This window comes from Marinobacter mangrovi (assembly GCF_016798325.1).
Lineage (GTDB): Bacteria > Pseudomonadota > Gammaproteobacteria > Pseudomonadales > Oleiphilaceae > Marinobacter_A > Marinobacter_A mangrovi.
The window spans coordinates 519,454-539,544 of sequence record NZ_JAERVO010000003.1 but is presented as its reverse complement, the minus strand read 5'-3'; the positions used below and the strand labels follow the sequence as shown (position 1 = coordinate 539,544).

At 63.7% G+C, this 20,091-nt stretch carries 14 protein-coding genes; 1 reads left to right on the top strand and 13 read right to left on the bottom strand.

Features of this window, described 5'->3' with window-relative positions; genetic code table 11:
• Nucleotides 1–55: 55 nt before the first annotated feature.
• The 12 genes from betA to JL474_RS12045 all read right to left on the bottom strand — a co-directional run bounded on the left by betA (nucleotide 56) and on the right by JL474_RS12045 (nucleotide 16,819).
• Nucleotides 56–1,723, bottom strand: a complete 1,668-nt coding sequence (gene betA / locus JL474_RS12100; RefSeq protein ID WP_203142255.1) for a choline dehydrogenase — start codon at nucleotides 1,721–1,723, stop codon at nucleotides 56–58.
• A gap of 164 nt (nucleotides 1,724–1,887) precedes the next feature.
• Nucleotides 1,888–3,351 carry a betaine-aldehyde dehydrogenase gene (gene betB / locus JL474_RS12095; RefSeq protein ID WP_203142254.1) on the bottom strand — a complete coding sequence of 488 codons (1,464 nt, stop codon included), beginning with the start codon at nucleotides 3,349–3,351 and terminating at the stop codon, nucleotides 1,888–1,890.
• A complete protein-coding gene (betI, locus tag JL474_RS12090) occupies nucleotides 3,348–3,947 on the bottom strand; it encodes a transcriptional regulator BetI (RefSeq protein ID WP_203142253.1) in 600 nt (199 codons plus the stop codon). Before betI ends, betB begins: the two co-directional genes overlap by 4 nt.
• Nucleotides 3,948–4,210: 263 nt before the next feature.
• Nucleotides 4,211–5,119, bottom strand: coding sequence for a lysine exporter LysO family protein (locus JL474_RS12085; RefSeq protein ID WP_123634637.1), 909 nt, complete (start codon nucleotides 5,117–5,119; stop codon nucleotides 4,211–4,213).
• A gap of 142 nt (nucleotides 5,120–5,261) precedes the next feature.
• Nucleotides 5,262–5,576, bottom strand: a complete 315-nt coding sequence (locus tag JL474_RS12080; protein WP_203142252.1) for a DUF2288 family protein — start codon at nucleotides 5,574–5,576, stop codon at nucleotides 5,262–5,264.
• A 24-nt stretch (nucleotides 5,577–5,600) separates the two neighbouring features.
• Nucleotides 5,601–6,158: a hypothetical protein gene (locus JL474_RS12075; RefSeq protein ID WP_203142251.1), complete on the bottom strand. Its 558-nt coding sequence runs from the start codon at nucleotides 6,156–6,158 to the stop codon at nucleotides 5,601–5,603.
• Nucleotides 6,159–6,417: 259 nt separating this feature from the next.
• Entirely contained in the window at nucleotides 6,418–6,807 is a 390-nt protein-coding gene (locus tag JL474_RS12070; protein ID WP_203142250.1) for a response regulator, read from the bottom strand.
• A gap of 61 nt (nucleotides 6,808–6,868) precedes the next feature.
• Entirely contained in the window at nucleotides 6,869–8,014 is a 1,146-nt protein-coding gene (locus tag JL474_RS12065) for an HDOD domain-containing protein (RefSeq protein WP_203142249.1), read from the bottom strand.
• Nucleotides 8,014–9,696 (bottom strand): diguanylate cyclase domain-containing protein, encoded by a 1,683-nt coding sequence (locus tag JL474_RS12060; protein ID WP_203142248.1) that lies wholly within the window; start codon nucleotides 9,694–9,696, stop codon nucleotides 8,014–8,016. Before JL474_RS12060 ends, JL474_RS12065 begins: the two co-directional genes overlap by 1 nt.
• A gap of 264 nt (nucleotides 9,697–9,960) precedes the next feature.
• Complete coding sequence (acnA, locus tag JL474_RS12055; protein WP_203142247.1) at nucleotides 9,961–12,729, bottom strand: aconitate hydratase AcnA; 2,769 nt, start codon at nucleotides 12,727–12,729, stop codon at nucleotides 9,961–9,963.
• Between the two features lie 260 nt (nucleotides 12,730–12,989).
• Nucleotides 12,990–14,906, bottom strand: a complete 1,917-nt coding sequence (locus JL474_RS12050) for a methyl-accepting chemotaxis protein (RefSeq protein WP_203142246.1) — start codon at nucleotides 14,904–14,906, stop codon at nucleotides 12,990–12,992.
• An 86-nt stretch (nucleotides 14,907–14,992) separates the two neighbouring features.
• Nucleotides 14,993–16,819: an ABC transporter ATP-binding protein gene (locus JL474_RS12045; RefSeq protein ID WP_203142245.1), complete on the bottom strand. Its 1,827-nt coding sequence runs from the start codon at nucleotides 16,817–16,819 to the stop codon at nucleotides 14,993–14,995.
• A 201-nt stretch (nucleotides 16,820–17,020) separates the two neighbouring features.
• On the opposite strand from JL474_RS12045, the gene JL474_RS12040 reads away from it, so the two are divergent.
• Complete coding sequence (locus tag JL474_RS12040; RefSeq protein WP_328797818.1) at nucleotides 17,021–18,469, top strand: hypothetical protein; 1,449 nt, start codon at nucleotides 17,021–17,023, stop codon at nucleotides 18,467–18,469.
• On the opposite strand, the gene JL474_RS12035 is transcribed toward JL474_RS12040, so the two are convergent.
• Nucleotides 18,460–19,917: a rhomboid family intramembrane serine protease gene (locus tag JL474_RS12035; RefSeq protein ID WP_203142244.1), complete on the bottom strand. Its 1,458-nt coding sequence runs from the start codon at nucleotides 19,915–19,917 to the stop codon at nucleotides 18,460–18,462. The two genes, JL474_RS12040 and JL474_RS12035, sit on opposite strands and share 10 nt — an antisense overlap.
• Nucleotides 19,918–20,091 lie beyond the last annotated feature (174 nt).

Sequence of the window (20,091 nt, the reverse complement as noted above, 5' to 3'; positions counted from 1 at the left end):
CTTCTGTTTCGAATACATCGTCGTTGTCGTTATCGCGCCACTCCGGGCGCTCTGCTTATCGCTGCTTGTTCTGCCAGTCCGGGTGCTCCCAGACGTCAACAGGCATCGGGGTCAGCGGGTCCCGGCCGCGGATGTGATCCGCGCATTTTTCGGCCAGCATGATGGTGGGGGCGTTCAGGTTGCCGCTCACCACGCTGGGCATGATCGAGGCGTCCACCACGCGCAGGTTCTGCACGCCGTAGACCCGGGCCTGCTCATCGACAACCGCCATCGGGTCATCGGCGCTGCCCATCTTGCAGGTGCAGGACGGGTGGTACGCGCTGTCCGAGTATTGACGTACAAAGGCGTCGATGTCGGCATCGGAGGTCATGTCGGCGCCCGGGCGCAGTTCCTGGCCGCGGAAGCGATCGAACGCCTTCTGCTGGAAGATCTCCCGGGTCAGCTTGACGCTTTCGCGCATCTCCCAGCGGTCCCGCTCGGTGCTGAGCAGGTTGGGCTGGATGATCGGGTGATCCCCCGGCTTGTCCGATTTCAGGGTCAGGTAGCCGCGGCTGGTGGGCCGCATGGGGCCGACGTGCACCTGGAAGCCGTGGCATTCGGCGTCCTTGCGGCCGTGATCCAACACCTGCGATGGCAGGAAGTGGAACTGGATGTCCGGATGCCGCACGCCGGCCTCACTACGGATGAACCCGCCCGCTTCCAGGTGCGCCGTGCGGCAGGCACCCCAGTCGTGGTTGAGGAACCACTTCACGCCGGCAATCGTCTTGCCCGGCTGGGTGGTGTACTTGTAGAGCGTGACCGGCTCCTTGCACTCGTGCTGGACGTAGAGTTCCAGGTGGTCCTGCAGGTTCTGGCCGACCCCCGGACGATCCACCTTCACGTCGATGCCGTGCTTTTCCAGGTCGGCCGCCGGGCCAATACCGGACAACATCAGCAGCTGCGGCGAGTTGATGGCCCCGCCGCTGACGATCACTTCCTTGCGCGCGGCGACGCGGACGGTCTTGCCGTCCTGCACGTATTCCACGCCCACGGCGGTGTCGCCGTCGAACAGGATGCGATGGGTCATGGCGCCGGTTTCGGCGGTCAGGTTGGGCCGCTCCAGCACCGGGCGCAGGTAGGCCTGGGCCGCGCTCCAGCGCTTGCCCTGCTTGATGGTCATGTCCATCAGACCGACCCCTTCCTGCTGGTAGCCGTTCATGTCGTCGGTGAACGGGTAGCCGGCCTGCTGGCCCGCTTCGATGAAAGCGTCGAACAGCGGGTTGGGCTCGTCGCCGGTATGCACGTTGAGCGGACCGTTGCCGCCCCGATAGTCGTCGGCGCCCTTCTCGCGGGTTTCCGCCTTACGGAAGTAAGGCAGCACGTCCTGGTAGCGCCAGCCGGTGGCGCCCTCGTCGTGCCAGCGGTCGTAGTCGTAGGCGTGGCCGCGGATATACACCATCGCGTTGAGGGCGGAACCACCGCCCCAGACCTTACCGCGCGGCCAGTACAGGCGGCGGTTGTCCATGTGTTCCTGGGGTTCGGTGTGGTAGTACCAGTTGTACTTGTCGTCCATGAGGTTGTACATGAGGGCCGCCGGCATGTGGATCTTCCAGGTGTTGTCCTTCTTGCCCGCTTCCAGCACGAGCACCTGGTCCTGGCCATCCTCGGTCAGGCGGTTTGCCAGTACGCAACCGGCTGAACCGGTGCCCACCACCACGTAGTCAAACTCACGATCAAAATTCAAAACAGACTCCCCTGCGGTTTGCAGTCGATAACCGGGTCAGTGGCGACGGGAAGGCTTGGCCGGGACCGTCCGGGGCCTGGATGGCCCCGGTCGAGCGTACAGGGACGTATTCACAGCGTGTCCCGGCCAAGCCTTCCCGTCGGCACGTCTTTCAATGGCTGACGTCAGAACGGCGCTTCGAGCGGCGCCATGCCGACATAAATGGATTTGGTCTGGGTGTAATGTTCGATCGCCTCGCGACCGTTTTCCCGGCCCAGGCCGGACAGTTTGTAACCGCCCACCGGCATTTCCGCCGGCGACGCGCCGTAGCTGTTGATCCAGCAGATGCCCGCCTGCAGGCGGTGAATCACCCGATGCGCCTTGAGCAGGTCGCGGGTCATCACGCCGGCTGCAAGACCATAATCGGTGTCGTTGGCGCGGCGAACGGCCTCGTCCTCGTCATCGAACGGCAACACCGACATCACCGGCCCAAAGATTTCCTCGCGCACGATGGCCATGTCGTCGCGGCAGTCGGCAAACACCGTTGGCGCCACGAAATAGCCGTTTTCGACGCCGGCCGGACTCAGTTCGGTACCGCCCACAACGAGGCGAGCGCCCTCCTGTTTGCCACTCTCGATAAAGCCCATCACCTTGTCCCGGTGGTCGGCACTGATCAGCGCGCCCAGGTTGGTGCGCGGGTCCATGGGATCGCCGGCGACGATGTTGTCCTCGGTACGACGGGCCACCGCTTGCAGGAAGTCTTCATAGACGCCGCGCTGCACGAAAACCCGGGTGACGTTGGTGCAGATTTCACCCTGGGTGTAGAAGTTGCCCAGCATGGCGGCGGACACTGCCTGCTCCAGGTCGGCGTCGTCGAACACCACCAGCGGCGATTTACCGCCCAGTTCCATGGTGACGGACTTGAGTGACTTCGAAGCATCCCCCATGACGGTCCGGCCGGTGGCCGCTTCACCGGTAAAGGAGACCTTGGCGATGGCGGGATCGGCGGTCAGCATCTGGCCGACGCGATAATCGCCCTGCACCACGTTGAACACGCCCGCCGGTACGCCCGCCTCGATGTAGATTTCGGCCAGCTTGATCGCACCCAGCGGCGTTTCCTCGGACGGTTTGAAGATCATGCTGTTGCCGCAGGCCAGCGCCGGGGCGGATTTCCAGCAGGCGATCTGCAGCGGGTAGTTCCAGGCGCCGATGCCGGCGCACACGCCCAGCGGCTCGCGCCGGGTGTAGAAGAAATCGGGGCCGATCGGCTGGCTGATGCCTTCGATGCTGGAGGCCTGGCCGGCGAAATACTCCACCGCGTCGGCGCCGGTGACCACGTCCACCACGCTGGCTTCCTGCCAGGGTTTGCCGGTGTCCAGCACCTCGACACGGGCCAGCTCGTCGTTGCGCTCACGCAGCAGCGCCGCGGCGCGGTTGAGAATTCGACCGCGCTCCAGGCCGGTCAGCACCGACCATTCCTGGAAACCGCGCTCGGCGCTTTCCACGGCAGCCTGCATGACCGACTCGTCGGCCTGCTCGACCCGGTAAATCACCTCACCGGTGGCCGGATTCACCACGTCGAAGGTGTCACCGGATTGATTGGCCAGGAAACGGCCATCCACAAAAGACGAATAAACGGGAAGGGTCATGCGGGATCTCCATTGTTCGCGTCGATGGCCTGATCGATGTAGGTCTTGCACAGGGCCACGGCCTGGTCCGGCTCGATGCGGCCCTCACTCATGGCGGCACGCAGCCAGAAACCGTCGATCAGGGCGGCGATGGTCTGGGCCGTGCCCAATACCCGTTCGGCAGGCATCAGGTCACGGAGATAGAATTGCAGGTTGGACAGCAGGCGGCGTTCGTTGACGCGCTGCAGGCGCATCAGCGCGGGGCTGTGCATGGCCTGGGTCCAGAACGCCAGCCAGGTCTTGGCAGACTGGGGATCGGTCTGCACGCTGGAAAAGTTGGCGTCGACGATGGCCATCAGGCGCTCGCGCGGGGTGTCCCGGCGTTCCTGCATCAGCCGCTGCACATCTCCGCCCAACGTCGCCAGCAGATGACGCATGGCCGCTTCGAGCAGCCCCTGCTTGCCGCCGAAGTAATGACTCACAATCCCCACGGACATGCCGGACGCCTTGGCGATCTTGCCGATCGTCGCACCCTGGAAACCGTGCTCCTCGATGACCTTCAGCGTGGCGTCAATCAGCTGCTGACGCCGGATCGATTCCACATCCAGCCTTGCCATACCCACCTCATGAAACGACTTTGAACACTCATTCAATTCATTGAACACTCATTCAATGCGGATAGCTTAGTCATTCGAGCACTAAATATCAAACCGGCTTTCCGGATCCGAATTTGAGTGCGATGCAGAATCAATCAGCCGATATCGGCCGAATTTCAGCGACAACAAGGCCTTGCCGCCGATAACGGCAACCGCCTATTCGATTAGAACTCAATTGATTTGCGCGCGCCCGGAGGGATCGAAGCGCGCCAGCAAGGCCGGCGTCAGCCGGCGAGGAAGAGGCCCATCAGAACGGGCGACAGGAAGGACAGGATGAAACCCGAGGCGATCGCGACGGGCACGGTTTCCAGGCCGCCGCTGCGGCGGATGATCGGCAGGGTGAAGTCCATGGCGGTGGCGCCGCCGTAGCCGATAGCCATGGCTGGCCGCCGGGCGATGATCAATGGAATCAGCACCAGGGCGATGATTTCCCGCAGGACATCGTTGAGAAACGCCACGCCGCCCCAGGCCGGCCCCAACGCATCCCCCACCACGATGCCCGACAGGGAATACCAGCCAAAGCCCGACGTCAGCGCCAACACATGCATCAGGGGCAAATCATAAAACGGCGCGATCGCCAGGCCCGCCAGCAGCGAGGTCAGCGCCAGGGTGACAGCAATCCCCAGACCCTGCCGGTTCATCAGCAGGCGCCGCAGGGACAGACCGGCATTACGCAACTGCAGGCCGATCAGCAGCAGCAGGAGCATCAGCGCCCCGCTGGCCACGTCCTCGATCCAGCTCACTGCGGGCAACAGCCAGTGGCCCAGCGCCATGCCGGCAATCACCGCCAGCAGTGGTTTTGCCGCACCGAGGAACAAACGCCGGTAACCCACATTGCCCTGACTGTCCTCGGCCGCTGCCAGCGTCATCGGCTGCCAGCGATGCCACAGCCAGAGGCCGGCAACGTTGGCGATCAGCAATCCGAAAACCAGGACCAGCACCTGACCGGTCATCCGGTTCAATTGCTCCGCCAATCCCTCAAGCTGGCCCAGGCTGATGCCGAGCAGAGCCAGAATGAGATACACCAACGCTTCCAGCGAATGGTTGATCGTTGACAGCACACGGCGATTCTCGACGTGGAAGGCAAAACCGACAAAGAGAGGCACCAGGATCAGCAGCGCGCTGGCAAGCATAGGGCGTTCCTTGGAAATGGACGATCAGGTGTGGCCGGGAAGGAGGCGGGAGTGTAGCAAAAACCGATCAGAAGGTCAGGTTTCGACCACCGGGTGAAGGGCTGCAGAACGACCGGAATCGCATCGTCCTGCAGCTCGGCCGTCAATTACGGGTAGTGCGATCCTGGATCAGCACCCAGGGGGCAACCACAACAGCCCAGACCGACGCTTCGGCGTCGTACCAGGACTGGGCACGGTCGGCCGGTACGTCGCCGATCGTGCCGTCCGCCATCCACTGCTGGAAGCGGGCCTTATCGTCAGCGGCCAGAGCCTCGGCCACAGCCAGCAGGTCCAGCGACTCGGCCACGAACACCACCTGCCCGCGGGCAAAATAGGTCTGCAGGTCACGCCAGGGAATCAGGGCGGTTTCCAGGTTGAGCTTGTCGCGCAGGTTCTCGGCGGACTGTTCAGTGGCCATCGGGTCTCCGTTCGGTGATGCGTATCAGTTGGTCGGCTGCTGTTGCTGCATATTCTGCTGCTTGCGCGCCTGGGCCTGCATGAAGTCCATGATTTTCTGCTTGTTCCGTTCGAGCACTTCGCGGTCGTTGTCCGACACCTTGTCGGCGATGTTGCCGAACTGCTGCTTCATTTTCTGACGCGCCTGCTCCGGCACATTGGGGTTGTTCATCATGGCCTCCTGGGTCTGGGCGAGGAAGCCCATCATCACCCGGGCCTGCACTTCCAGCAGCTCTTCCACGGAATCAAAGCCGTTCTTTTCCGCCACGCGGCGCACGTCGGAATCCGCGTCGACCTTCTCCAGCGCTTCCGTCATGCTCTCGGCCATGGCTTCCGGATCGAAATCCTCGGCCCGGGGATCCAGCCGCGGCGGACGCTCGTCTTCCGGCAGCGATGCCAGACGTTGACTCACCTGCTCCATCACCGGCTGCAGCTCGTCCATGGCCCCCAACAGGTTGTCGAGCCGCTCGTCGGTCAGCGGGGCATCCGCCTGTACGGACAGTGTGACCAGGGCCAGCATGACACCGGCCAGCCAACGTCCCATGATTTGCCTCATTCTGCTCTCCTTTTCGCTGTGGCCGGCCGGGATCTCGTTTCCGCTCCGGCACGCAATGATTAGTGTTCGGGCACGTTCACGCCTCCGGACGGACGTTCCCTGAATCAGGATGCGGTCCATCCTGTTACGCACGCCGGGCAGTCGGGGATTTGTGGACCTGGACCCGAAATCCGGAATTATCCAGACAATGTCCAAAAATTCCCAGAGTCAGCGTGGCATGATTTCCCGGGGCGAACAAGCGCCCGCGTTACCCGGTCGACTGCTCACGCCAGATCGCCCGGACCGATTCCGCCAGCGTCATGGGGTCGAAGGGCTTGGCGATGGTGCCCGCCGCCCCCAGCGCCCGGTAGGCCGCCTGTTCGTCGGGGTCGGCCCGGGCGGTCATGAACACCACCGGCACCGCCGCGACCGCCGGAATCCGGCGCAGCGCAGACAGGGTTTCCGGGCCATCCATGCCGGGCATCAGCACATCCAGCAGGATCAACTGGGGCGCGTTTTCCGGTGCCACCTGCAGCGCTTCCTCGCCGGACGTGCAAACGATCACCTCAAGGCCACCAATGGCGCCGAGGGCGAGCTCGGCGACCGCCCGGATGTCCGGCTCGTCCTCTACACACAGCACGCGTTCAAGGTCCGTCATTGTCGATCATTCCAGCGGTTGTCGTGAGCGCGGCGCATCCTCCGCCATCGGGCCGTCGGGGTCAATGGTCAGCGCCTTCCGACGCGGGCGGCTCGCTGCCCAACCGGCGCATCAACGTGCGGTATTCCGGAGACTCCCGGGCCCCGTCGGCAAACAGGGCCGCGGCCCGCATGATCAGCCGGCTCTGGTGGGTGGCTCCGTGGGGCAGGCTGTGGATCGCGCCCACCAGATCCCGCAGCTGAAGCGGCAGGCGCCACTGGACTTTCAGTCGATTGCCCAGCGGCTGGGCCCAGTCCCGGACCAGATCGTCGATGTCGGCGTCGGACAGCTCGCCGCCGGCGCCCAGGTATTGCTGCAGGACGCTGAGCACCGCCAGTTCACCGATCCGTCCCATCAGTCCCGCGGTGTAGCACAGCACCGGGCCCTGGCCCAGCTGACGGGCCAGCCGGCTGGCCTCCAGGGCGACCCGGTCACTCAGCTCAGCGTAGGTTTTTGCCTTGTCTTGCAGGCGGGGATCGCTGAGGTCGTGGGCATGATCCAGTGCCATGCCCAGAGCAATGTTCAATGCCATGTCCACACCGAGGGTGTTAATGGCATCCCGCAGGGAGTCGACGGACTCCCCGCTGCGGCGATAGGAGCTGCCGTTGGCGACATCAAGAAGGCGCATCACCAGGGAGGTCTCGTCCCGCCAGCGTTCCGCCAGCTGGCTCGGTGAGATCAGGTCGTCCCGATGCATCAACTCCAGCATGCTGGCCGGGTCCAGACTGGTGGGCAGCAGGATCTGCCCCTCCATGGCGTCGGCGAACAGGGGTTCCGGCCCGCCGATGGCATAGCTCGCAGGTTCACCCTCCACCAGTAGGCTCTTCAGGCGATCGTGCACCACCGTGACGTCGAACGGCTTGGTGATAAAGCCATTGATGTGGTGCTTGGCCGCCATCAGGACGGACTGACGGTCGGAACGACCGCTGATCATGACAATGGGCACCTCGGAATCCTGACGTCGGACATGGCGTACAAAATCCAGGCCGGAACCGTCCGGCAGGTTCCAGTCGCAAAGGATGAGATCAACCTTGCCCGGCTGCCACTCGGCGACGGCATCCTGATAGCTGCCCAGGAGGCGTGCACGGCCGCGGGGATACAGGCTCAGGACGATGGTTTCCAGCAGTTCGGCCACCAAAAGATCGTCTTCCAGGATCAGGATGGCCATCAGTCGTTGGCCTTCCAGACGCGCACGTCCTGCTGGGCATCCGGTTGCCGGTCGGCGAGTACCTGATCGGCGGCGGCCAGCGCGGCGTCGGCACTGGCGAACGTCCCCAGCTCCACCAGACCGACACTGAGTGTGGCGCGGAATGACCGGACACCGGACTGGAATTCCAGCGCCGAGAACTGCTCGCAAATCGCCTCGAAAACCCCGCGGGCCTGCTCGTCGGTACAGTCCGGCAGCAGCACCACGAATTCCTCCCCGCCGTAACGCCCGATCAGGTCGGAACTGCGCAGACGCTGGCGAAGCACATCCGCCAGGCTGCGAATCACGATATCGCCGGAGGTGTGGCCGTAATCCCGGTTCAACTGGCGGAAATCGTCCAGGTCGAGGATGGCCACTACGGAACGACGGCCGTGACGACTAACCTGCGCATGCTCGCGCGCCACCGCCTGGCGGATGCGCGAGGCGACCAGGGTGCCGGACAGGCGGTCCCGGGAAATCTGGCGGGCCATCTGCCGGGCGCGATAACAGCGGGAGCGGACGGCAGTGATCAGCGATCGGTCGGTCAGCGGGCCGGTCAGGACGTCTTCGGTATCCAGGGCGTCCTGGTCGATGTCACCGGGGCCGGCCGTCAGGAACACCACCGGCAGATCCTGCCACTCCGGCTGCAGGCGCACCATCCGGGCCAGCACGGGTCCACTGCAAGGACCAACCCGGGTTTCCAGCAACAGGATGTCTGGTCGGAACGCGGGCAACTGGGCCAGGATGTCGGCGGGCTCGACCACCACCCGGACTTCCATGCCGGCCGACGCCAGCACCGCCTGGGCATGCATCACCCGGGCACGGTCGTCATCCACCAGCATCACGCGGCTGCGCCGGGCCGACTGAAACTCGCCGACGGCCGCCTCGATCCGCTCCACCAGCGCCGGCACGTCCACCGGCCGCAGGAACAGACCGCCCGCGCCGCTTTCCGCCACCCGGTAACGCAGCTCGAACGAATCCTGACCGGCCAGGTAGATCACCGGCAGGATGTGGGGGTGACTGGTCAGCTCCAGATCCTGCAGTTGCGGTTGCAGCGCCGCGTCCGCCACGACGACGACGGGGCCGTCGTCCGGCAGGCTGGCGCGAATCGCCTGGATTTCCACCGGGTCCTGCACCCACTGCACGTGATAGCCATGCTCCTGCAGGCGCGACGCCAGGGGCGAGGCCTGCGCCACGTCCGGATCGGCCAGGATCACTCGGGTTGGACTGACCTGGGGAATGTCCGTGGCAACCGGCTCGTCGTCATCGTCCGGCAGATAGGGCTCGCGCGGGTCACCCGCGGCCAGCGGCGCGGTGTCGTCCAGGAAATCGGACAGACTGTGGATCCGGGCCAGGAAGGCGTCATCCAGTATCTGCTGCAGCTGGTCCGGCAGGCCGGGCGTGGTGATGTCGGCCTCGACCAGTGGCTGCAGCCGGGTTTCCAGGTCCCGCGCCTCTTTTCCCAAGGCATCCAGGCCAAAGGTGCCGGCGCCACCGGCAATGCGATGCAGGATCTGATAAGCCTCGCGCGCGCGCTGGATACCGGCGGCATCGGCCTGGCGGGGGGCCAGCAGGCGCTGCAGTTCTTCCAGTTCACCTTTGACTCGCGCGGCAAATCGGGTCTTCAGAGCCTGAAGCCGGCCTTGTACATCAGGAGCACTCAAAATATCGCCATCCAAGCAGTTGGAGAGCCCTGGACGATCCGGGCTCCAGCCCGCCGCGCAGAGACTCGTCGCAGAACCCCGAAGCCCGCCGTGTCCGCGACGGGCCTCTTTCAAACTCACTATAGACGGCGATCCTACAGAAACAAACTGTCGAAAGGACCGATATTTACGGGACTTTAATCCGAATCCACCGGATTCCGTCCATAAAAAAACCCGCCCTGGCGTTCACCAGGACGGGCCTTACTCAGCGACAGGATGCCGATATCAGGCCGCCTTGATCATCTCCCGCAGCACATAGTGCAGGATACCGCCGTTCACGAAATAACCGGCTTCGTTGACGGTGTCGATCCGGGAGATCAGCTCGACGGACTGCTCCTGGCCATCCGGGTACGTCACGGTCATGGTGACTTTCTGCCCCGGAGTAACCTTATCGCCCGCCATCCCGGTCAGGCTGATCGTCTCCTCACCGGTGAGCTTGAGCGACTTGCGGTCCGTACCTTCCGGGAACTGCAGGGGCATCACGCCCATGCCGATCAGGTTGGACCGGTGGATCCGCTCGAAGGACTCGGCCACCACGGCTTTTACGCCCAGCAGGCGAGTGCCCTTGGCCGCCCAGTCGCGGCTGGAGCCCGTGCCGTATTCCTTGCCGGCAATCACCACCAGCGGCGTGTCGTCCTCGACGTACTTCATGGCGGCATCGTAAATGGCCATTTGTTCACCGGACGGGATGTGGCGGGTGAATCCCCCTTCCACGCCATCGAGCATTTCGTTCCTGATGCGCACGTTGGCGAAGGTGCCGCGCATCATGACCTCGTGGTTGCCCCGGCGTGAGCCGTAGGAGTTGAAGTCTTTCGGCTCCACCCCGTGCTCCTGCAGGTAGCGCCCGGCGGGGCTGTCCGCCTTGATGGAACCGGCCGGTGAGATGTGGTCAGTGGTCACCGAGTCGCCCAGCAGCGCCAGGATGCTGGCGCCCTTGACGTCCTCCACCGGGTCCGGCTCGCGACCCATGCCTTCGAAGAAGGGCGGGTGCTGGATGTAGGTGGACTTGTCGGACCACTCGTACACCTTGCTCTCCGGTACCTTGATGGACTGCCAGGTGGCGTCGCCGTCGAACACCTCGGCGTATTCCTTGCGGAACATGTCGGTCTTGACCTTCTCCACCGCCTGGGCGATTTCGTCCTGGGACGGCCAGATGTCTTTCATGTAGACCGGGTTGCCGTCCTTGTCGGTGCCCAGCGGATCCTTGGTCAGGTCCACGCGGACGTTGCCGGCCAGCGCGTAGGCCACCACCAGCGGGGGCGACGCCAGCCAGTTGGTTTTCACCAGCGGATGCACCCGGCCCTCGAAGTTGCGGTTACCGGACAGCACCGAGGCCACGGTCAGATCGCCTTTCTCGATGGCTTTCTCGATCGGATCCGGCAGCGGGCCGGAGTTACCGATGCAGGTGGTGCAGCCGTAGCCCACCAGGTTGAAGCCGAGTTGGTCCAGGTCTTCCTGGAAGCCGCCGGCCTTGAGGTAGTCGGTGACGACCTTGGAGCCCGGCGCCAGCGAGGTCTTCACCCAGGGCTTGGTGGTCAGCCCCTTCTCCAGTGCCTTCCGCGCCAGCAGGCCGGCGGCCATCATGACGCTCGGGTTGGAGGTGTTGGTGCAGGACGTGATCGCCGCGATCACTACCGCGCCCGGATCGAGCCGGAACTTCTGGCCGTTGTGTTCGGTGTGCTGACTGGCGGCGTGTTCGTAGCTCTCTTCAACACCCACTGCCGACTGGCCGCCTTCGGATTGCAGCTTGCCGTCCTCGGTGCCGCCGTTATTGGTCGTGTCGCTGGTGTTCATCAACAGCTCGAAGGTGGACTTCATGTTGGTCAGCGCGACCCGGTCCTGCGGACGCTTGGGACCGGCCAGACTGGCTTCCACGTCGCCCATGTCCAGTTCCAGGGTATCGCTGTAGACCGGTTCATGGCCCGGCTCGCGCCACAGGCCCTGGGCCTTGGCGTAGGCTTCCACCAGCTCGATCTGCTCTTCTTCACGGCCAGTCAGGCGCATGTAGTTCAGGGTCTGTTCGTCCACCGGGAAGAACCCGCAGGTGGCGCCGTATTCCGGCGACATGTTGGCAATGGTCGCGCGGTCGGCCACCGGCATGTCTTTCAGGCCGTCGCCGTAGAATTCCACGAACTTGCCGACCACACCGCGCTTACGCAGCATCTGGGTGACCGTCAGCACCAGGTCGGTGGCGGTGATGCCTTCGCGCAGCTTGCCGGTGATCTTGAAGCCCACGACTTCCGGAATCAGCATGGAGACGGGCTGGCCCAGCATTGCCGCTTCCGCTTCGATACCGCCGACACCCCAGCCCAGGATGCCCAGGCCGTTGATCATGGTGGTGTGGGAATCGGTGCCCACCAGGGTGTCCGGATAGGCGTAGGTCTTGCCGTCCTGCTCTTTGGTCCAGACGGTCTTGCCCAGGTACTCGAGGTTGACCTGGTGACAGATACCGGTGCCCGGCGGCACCACACGGAAGTTATCGAAGGCCTGTTGGCCCCAGCGCAGGAACTCGTAGCGTTCCTGGTTGCGCTCCATTTCGATGGCCACGTTGTCCTTGAAGGCGGAGGCGTCGCCGAAATGATCCACCATGACCGAGTGGTCGATGACCAGGTCCACGGCGGACAGCGGTTTGATTCGGGCCGGATCTTCGCCGGCAGCCTTCATGGCGTCGCGCATGGCGGCCAGATCCACAACACCCGGTACCCCGGTGAAATCCTGCATCAACACCCGCGCCGGGCGGTACTGGATCTCGGTGTCGGAATGGCGCTTGTCCAGCCACTGGTGCATGGCCTTGAGGTGGTCTTCGGTGACGGTATCGCCATCCTCGTTGCGCAGCAGGTTTTCCAGCAGCACTTTCAGTGAGAACGGCAAGCGGGATACGTCGCCGAGGCTGTCGCCCGCCTTGGGCAGACTGTAGTAGTGGTAGGTCTTGCCGCCGACGTCCAGGCTGGCAAGGGTATTCAGACTGTCGTGACTGATACCTTCTTTCGACATGTAACGCCTCCTTTCCTTATCGCATTCGAAGTGTCAAAGGGCGTGGCAGGGCGCTTCTGACCATTCCCGGCCTCCAGAACCTGTCAGAAGCTCCCGCGATCTCTCTCATCAGATGGCTTATTAGCCTGCGCCAGATAAACCCGCTTGACCAGTTACTCCTTACTATTGCATTGATTTGGGCGACTTCAACCGCGTTTCCATGAATGTTCAGCATAACGACGGTGAATGCACCCGGCGCGCCGACACCCCAACGAAGGCCGTTATTTATCCAGCCGGAACGCCTTCATCTGGCGCGCCAGATCGTCCGCCATGGCGCGCAATGATTCGACCTCCCGATTGGCGGCCGTCATGTCCTCGCTGGAGCGGGCGCTCAGTTCCGAAATGTTCTGAACGTTGCGGCTGATGTCCTCGGTCACCGAGCTCTGTTCCTCGGTGGCGGCGGCCACCTGGTGGCTCATGCCGACAATCCGGTCGACGCTTTCCCCGATCTCGTCCAGGGATTCGCCCATGCTTCGGGTGGCGTTCACCGTCGCCTCCGTCGCCTGTTCTCCGGCCTGCATGGCCTTCACCGACCGGGCCGAGCCCTGCTGCAGGCGTTCGATGATGGTCCGGATTTCCTCCGTGGAGCTGTGGGTCTTCTGCGCCAGACTGCGCACTTCGTCGGCCACCACCGAGAAGCCCCGGCCATGCTCCCCGGCCCGGGCCGCTTCGATGGCCGCGTTCAGGGCCAGCAGGTTGGTCTGGTCGGAGATGGCGTTGATCACATCGATCACCCGGCCGATGTCCTCCACTTCCCGCGCCAGCTGCTGAATGGCCGCCGCCGATTCACGAATATCGTCCGCCATGCCGCCCACCTGGCGGATGGATTCAGACATCGTCTCGCGGATGCGGCCGGCATGATGGCCCACCTGCTCCAGTTGATTGGCGGTTTCCGTCGCGTTCTGTGCAATCTCCTGTACGGTGGTTTCCATCTCATAGACCGCCGTCGCCACGGATTCGGTCAGGTGACTCTGCTCGCCGGCCCGGGTGGTGTTGGACGCCATCACGTCGGAAATCTGCTCCACGAACCGCTGCAGGCGCTGGGCGGTTTCCAGCAATCCCCGGATCATATCCCGCTGGGACCGCACGAACCCGTTGAACCCGGTCGCCAGTTCACCCAGTTCGTCCTTGCTGTCGACCGTCAGTTCCTGGGTCAGATCGCCCCCGCCCTTGCCGATTTCGGTCAGGGCTCCAGTGATCCGCTTCAGTGGCCGGGTCATGCGGGTGGCCACCAGCGCTACAATCCCGAGGAACAGCAACGCCACCAGCAGGCCCACCACCAGTGAAATGGTATTGGCCCGGTTGGCGGCGGCGTAGATCTCACTCGCCGGTACTTCGGCGACGATGCGCCAGTCGGTCATGGACAGCGGCAGACTGGCGGCCAGGTAGTCCGTGCCGTCCCGGGTGAACTCGCTGACGGTGTAGCCTTTCCCGGATTGCAGAGCCTTCGCCGTATCAGGTGTCGTGACGGACGACAAGGTCTGTCCGGTCTTGTCCAGATCCGGGTGAATGTTGATATGCCCATCGGACGACACCAGGTAGACGATCCCGGTGTCGGCAAAGCGGAATTTGCGGATGCGCTCGGCCATCTGGTCCAGCCCCAGCCCAATACCCGTGACCGCCACCGGCTGGCCCTGATTCTCCATGCGCACGTTGATGAACAACATGGGCTTGCCGGTGGTCTTGTCCACGTCCAGCGACAGTGCGCGCTTTTCACCACTGTCGAGGAAGCTGTAGAACCAGTCGTCCTGGCCGCGCTTGATCACGCGTTCAATGCCGTCCTGGGTGTAGTAATTCTGGGTTTCGGCCGAGACGAAGTGAGCCGAGACGGCATTCTGGCGACTGCGGACATTGCCGAGGAAGCGCTTTAACGGGCCCAGGCTGTCTTGCGGCTCACCGGCGGCAATCCAGTCTTTCAGGTAGCTGTTGTCGGCAATCATTTCCGAGGCAGTCAAGGGGGACTGCAGGTCGCGCTCCACCGAGCGGGCGATGGACTCCACGCTGGCCGGCAGCGCCGTGTCCAGCAAGTAGCGGTCCAGCAGACCGCGCATCTGCACGATATTGAGAGCAATCAGGACACAGGTGCTGACGAGTAATGCCGCGCCCATGCCGACAATCAGCTTCAGACGAATGCCCATCGGTGGCGACTCCTGAAAAACCGTTTCGAGCTTTTTTTGAGGTGAATACTGCCCTTACAGTCTAGCAGGCCTGTGAAAACAGAGGGTTAGTGCTGACGGTCCCCGTAGAGCTGGGCGTATAGCCCCTGCCGGGCGATCAGCTCGTCGTGATGGCCCTCCTCGATGATGCGACCGTCCTCGAACACGTAGGCCCGGTCGGCCTGTTTCACGGCACTGAGGCGGTGGGCGATGATCAGGGTGGTGCGCTGTTTGAGGAAATCCTCCAGCGCCTGATGCAGCTGGTATTCGGTTTCCGCATCCAGCGCCGAGGTGGCCTCGTCCAGGATCACCACCGACGGGTCCGACAACACCATGCGGGCAATCGCCAGCCGCTGGCGCTGACCACCGGACAGACGCACGCCCTGGCGACCGATGCGGGTTTCCAGCCCCTTGTCCATGGCCTGGATGGTGAGGTCCAGTTGCGCGATCCGTAGGGCATGCCACAGCGCCTCGTCGCTGTGCTCGCGACCCATGGTCAGGTTCTGGCGCACGGTGTCGTTGAACAGCGCGGGATGCTGAAGCACCGTGGCCACATGCTCGCGCAGGCACTCCAGGCCGATGCGCTGCACTGGCACGCCGTCGATCAGGATCTCGCCCTGGGTGGGCGTGTACATGCCCAGGATCACCTGAACCAGGGTGGATTTTCCGCCACCGCTGGCGCCGACGATGGCCACTTTCTCGCCCGGCGCTACATCCAGGTTGATGTGCCGCAGCACGTCTTCTTCGCCGTAGCGGAATGACACGTCGCGCAGGGTCAGGCTGACGGTGTGGCGGTTCTGGAACGGGTTCTCCAGCGCCGGATAGCGCGGCTCTTCCTTCAGCTGCAACAGTCGGTTGATCCGGGCCAGGGCGGCATTGGCGGCGTAAAATGCGTACTGCATGTTCAGCATTTCCTGCACCGGCGTCAGCATGAACCACAGGTAGCCGAAGATGGCGAACATCATGCCGATGCTCAGGTCGCTCAGCAGCACGGTGATCATGGCGGCGGCACGGAAGCTGTCCACGCCGAACTGGAACAGGGTGAAGCTGGCCCGGGTGGCGGCGTCGCTGCGCCACTCGAACTGCACGGCGTGATCGCGTACGCCGCGGGCCCGGTCGACCAGATGGCGCAGGTAGTGCCCTTCGCGATTGGCCGCGCGCAACTGGTGGATGGCGTCGAGGGTTTCGGTCAGGTCGCCCTGGAATACCTCGTAGGCGCTGTTCTCCCGCCGCTTGAGCTCCTTCACCCGCTTGCCGATCAGCATGGTGCAGAAGATCACCAGCGGATTGAACAGCAGGATCAGCAGGCCCAGCTCCCAGTGGACCCAGAGCAGCACACCCGCCGTCCCCAGCACCGTCAGGCTGGCCACCAGGAAACGACTGATGGTGGTGCCGAGAAACTTGTCGATGGTGTCCAGATCGGTGATGAAGTGGGCGGTGACCGCGCCGGACCCAAGAGTTTCGTATTCCGACATGGCGATGCGCCCGAGCCGGCCCAGCAGACGTTCACGGATCCGGAACACCACGTCCTTGGAAATGATGGAAAATTCCCGCGACTGGGCCACGTTGAAGGCCAGCGCCAGGACGCGCATCAAGAACGCCAGGAGCACCATGGACGCGATGTAGACCGCCGGCATCTGCCAACTTTCCGGCAATACCGTGTTCATCACCGGGAGCACCGGGCCCGGCTTGTCCAGCAGCACCTCGTCCACCAGCACCGGCAGCAACAGGGGCAATGGCACACTCACCAGTGTCGCCAGCACGGCAATGACATTCGCACGCACCAGCCGGCGCCGGTGGGTCAGCGCGAAGCGGGCGATCTGGCGCCAGGTGTAGGCCTCGTGAGGGGCTGTCGCGGTCTCCACGGACCGGAGGTCGGGCTGGTGTCGGGTCAATCATGCCTCCCGGGCCCGGAGCGGCCTGCAGTCACCGGCCGGGCAAGAGTGAATCGTCTGTCTCTGTATTCTAACGGACCCGCGTCGCCCGCCGTGTCCGCAATTTTACGAAAAGCCAACATCCGGAGCGCCACCGGCGCTGGTCCCGTCTCCCGCCTTCTGCCATGATTGTTGGCCAGATCAACACCTTAGCAGCGCGACGTGAAACACTACTGTCATTACCATCCCAATACCGCCGCCAAGTGGCACTGCAATCACTGCCAGCAGGAATTTTGCCTGGCGTGCATGCCCGACGCCGACACCCATCGCCGGCACGGCACCTGCCCGCACTGCAGCCAGACCATGCGCTACCTGGGCGCGGCAACGCAGGTGGAACCGTTCTGGAACCGGATTCCCGCGTTCTTCCGCTATCCGTTCCATTCTGATCCGCTGATGGTCGTGGGCATCTGTACGTTCGTGCCACTGCTGCTGGATCGCAACCTGATCGGCTTTGCGGTCTGGTTGCTGCTGCTTCTGGCCCTGCTCAAATACACCTACACAGTGATCCGGCACACGGCCGACGGCCATATGACACCTCCACCGCTAGCGGCCGCCTTCACGGGCTCCGGTTTGATCGTCGTGCTCCTTCAGGTGCTGGTGCTTATCCTGATCGGCGGGCTGTTGTACAGCGCAGGCATGGTGGGCGGCTGGGTGCTGTGGCTGGTTGCTCTGGCTTTCGTGGTTTTGGTGATGCCCGCCAGCATCATGATTCTGGGTATGGAGCAGTCCCTCGGACCGGCGGTGAATCCGGCCCATCTGATTTCACTGATCTCCCGGATCGGTTGGCCCTACTTCGTCCTCTATGGGCATCTGGTCCTGATGATGCTTGCCGGTGTAGCGGTGCAGGAATTTGCCTTCAAACACTTTTCGCCGGTCGTGGCCCAACCCCTGTCCGGTTTTATCTTCAGTGCCTTCATGCTTATTTTCTTCCACATGATGGGCTACCTGCTGTTCCAGTATCAGGAAGAACTGGGCTTCGCCAGCGACCTTCAGGACGATGAGACCGTGCGCCGGGAGCCGGACCGCTCCCTGAGGCTCGACGCCGACATCGATATGAACCTCAAGGACGGCAACTACGAGCGGGCGCTGAGCCTGATCAAGTCCGGCCTCAAGAGCCATCCGAGCCATCCCCTGCGTCTGGGCCAGCTCTATCGGTTGCTGGTGGCCACGAACGATAACGGCGAACTCTACCGGGCCCATCCGCGACTGCTGCAATGGCTGGCCGATCAGCGCGATGCCGAGGGTCTGGCGGACTTCCTGCAGCGACTGGAAAAGGTGGATCCGGGCTTTCGGCTGGACGATCCGGCCCTGGCCGTCGCCTGTGCCCGGGTCCTGAACCATTACGGACAGCACCGCGAGGTGCTGCGTCTACTGCAGGATTTCCACAAGCGATTCCCGGACAATGACGAGCTGGCACCGGCCTACCTACTGGTGGCGCAGTCCCTGGCCCAACTGGGGCAGTGGGAAAAGGCCTCGGCCTTTCTCAACTTCATCCAGAAGCGCTGTACCGGCCACGCCCTGCATGCGTCGATCGACACCTACCTGGAACAGGCGCGCAACCAGCAACCGCTGCGCGGGCCCGCGGCCCGTTTCGGGACCGATCAGGCCTGACCCAATTGCCCCAGCAGATCGCGGTAGTGACGCGCCTTGGGCGTCATCTGCCGCTTCTCGAACTCGGCCGCCAGCAAACGGCAGGCTTCCTCCACCAGTGACAGGTCTCCGGCGGCCCGCAGGCGTTCGAACACCCGCTCCGCCGTTTTCAGGTCACCGCTGCGCAGGCCCGCAAAGAAGACCCGGTTGTGGTCCTCCGCCGCCAGCGGATGATGCGGCTGCCCCTTGCCCTGGTATTCCTGCCACACCGCCAGCATGCGCTCGGGCTGATGGCGGGCCTGGGTGGCCTGCATCAGTTCCCGGGCCCGGTCGCGGTAGGCTTCACTGTCCGGACGCAGCTTGGCCAGCTGGTACAGGTGCTCGAGCAGGACGATCCGCTCCGGATGCCGCTGCCACAGGGCCTCGAACTGCAGCCGGGCCTGCTCGAAATCCAGCGCGCTGATCCGACCCATGGCCTGGCTGTAGGCGCTGCGGAAGCGTTCTTCCTGTTCGTCCTCTTCCGGTTCGTAGAACGTCTCACGGGGCTGTAACCAGCTGCGACCCAGCAGCCAGACCAGGCCCGCGCCCACCGCCAGGCCGCCGGCGTGGGCAATGTAGGCCACACCCGTGGCGCCGGCGAAGAAGTGGTCGTAGATTTCCTTGCCGATCCAGACGGGCAACAGGGCCAGGGCCGGCGCCCGGAAATAGTCGAAATAAACGCCGAGAAAGTAGAAGAAGCGGATGCGCTGGCGGCCGAACAGCGCCACGTACATCCCCATCAAACCGGCAATACCGCCGGAAGCCCCCACCAGCGGCAGGTACTGCCCCCAGTTGAAGCCGGCCCACACCAGCCCCGACACCGCGCCGCAGAACAGGTAGGCCAGCAGGAATTTCACCGGCCCCAACGCGCGCTCCACGGTGAAGCCCAGCATGAACAGCACCAGCAGGTTGCCGATGATGTGCATCCAGCCACCGTGCAGGAACTGGTAGCTGATCAGGTCCGCCAGCGACAGGTCGGCCGGCACCACGCCGGCGGCCATGGCGGAGACATGGCTGACGTAGTCGTCCTGAATGGGGATCCGATGCTCGGCCCAGTAAGTGCGTTGCTCCGTCGACCAGATCACGGACTGGTTGTCCCGCAGGTAATGGTAGAAACCGGCGTCGCTCAACAGCACCTGGGCCAGGACAATGCGCTGGTCCTGGGCGATCAGGTCCCGCACCGAGCCCAGTCGTGCGGTCAGGCCGGTTTCGCCCTCCAGCCGGATCCGGCGCTCCAGATAGGTCTCGTAGGCCGGGGCTTCCAGCTGGTCCAGATCGGCATCCAGGTATTGTTCGATGGCCGAGCCCATCAGGTGCCTGTCACCGGATTGGTAGAACAGGAACACCAGCAGGCAGGTGAGCATGATGCCCAGCGTCATCCAGGGCGGGCGGCGCCAGTCCACGGCGCGTTCGACGGGAATTATCAGCATAGTACGTCCATGGCAACGGACAGCCGTCGCAGGTCCTGCCCGATTTCATCACATTTCATCCGATCCGGTCTGCTTTTTACCACAGCGGTGCCAGATTATCGCGCTGAAATAGATCCTGAGAGACAGAGACGGGGCCGGCGCCCCCAACCGACGATCAGGAGTTTTTCCATGCCA

What these genes read in the sequence shown, in the direction of transcription:
- JL474_RS12080 (WP_203142252.1), bottom strand. Translation starts at nt 5,576, where the DNA reads ATGGCCACTGAACAGTCCGCCGAGAACCTGCGCGACAAGCTCAACCTG.
- JL474_RS12085 (WP_123634637.1), bottom strand. Translation starts at nt 5,119, where the DNA reads ATGCTTGCCAGCGCGCTGCTGATCCTGGTGCCTCTCTTTGTCGGTTTT.
- JL474_RS12075 (WP_203142251.1), bottom strand. Translation starts at nt 6,158, where the DNA reads ATGGGACGTTGGCTGGCCGGTGTCATGCTGGCCCTGGTCACACTGTCC.
- betB (WP_203142254.1), bottom strand. Translation starts at nt 3,351, where the DNA reads ATGACCCTTCCCGTTTATTCGTCTTTTGTGGATGGCCGTTTCCTGGCC.
- JL474_RS12065 (WP_203142249.1), bottom strand. Translation starts at nt 8,014, where the DNA reads ATGGCCATCCTGATCCTGGAAGACGATCTTTTGGTGGCCGAACTGCTG.
- JL474_RS12050 (WP_203142246.1), bottom strand. Translation starts at nt 14,906, where the DNA reads ATGGGCATTCGTCTGAAGCTGATTGTCGGCATGGGCGCGGCATTACTC.
- JL474_RS12035 (WP_203142244.1), bottom strand. Translation starts at nt 19,917, where the DNA reads ATGCTGATAATTCCCGTCGAACGCGCCGTGGACTGGCGCCGCCCGCCC.
- JL474_RS12070 (WP_203142250.1), bottom strand. Translation starts at nt 6,807, where the DNA reads ATGACGGACCTTGAACGCGTGCTGTGTGTAGAGGACGAGCCGGACATC.
- betI (WP_203142253.1), bottom strand. Translation starts at nt 3,947, where the DNA reads ATGGCAAGGCTGGATGTGGAATCGATCCGGCGTCAGCAGCTGATTGAC.
- acnA (WP_203142247.1), bottom strand. Translation starts at nt 12,729, where the DNA reads ATGTCGAAAGAAGGTATCAGTCACGACAGTCTGAATACCCTTGCCAGC.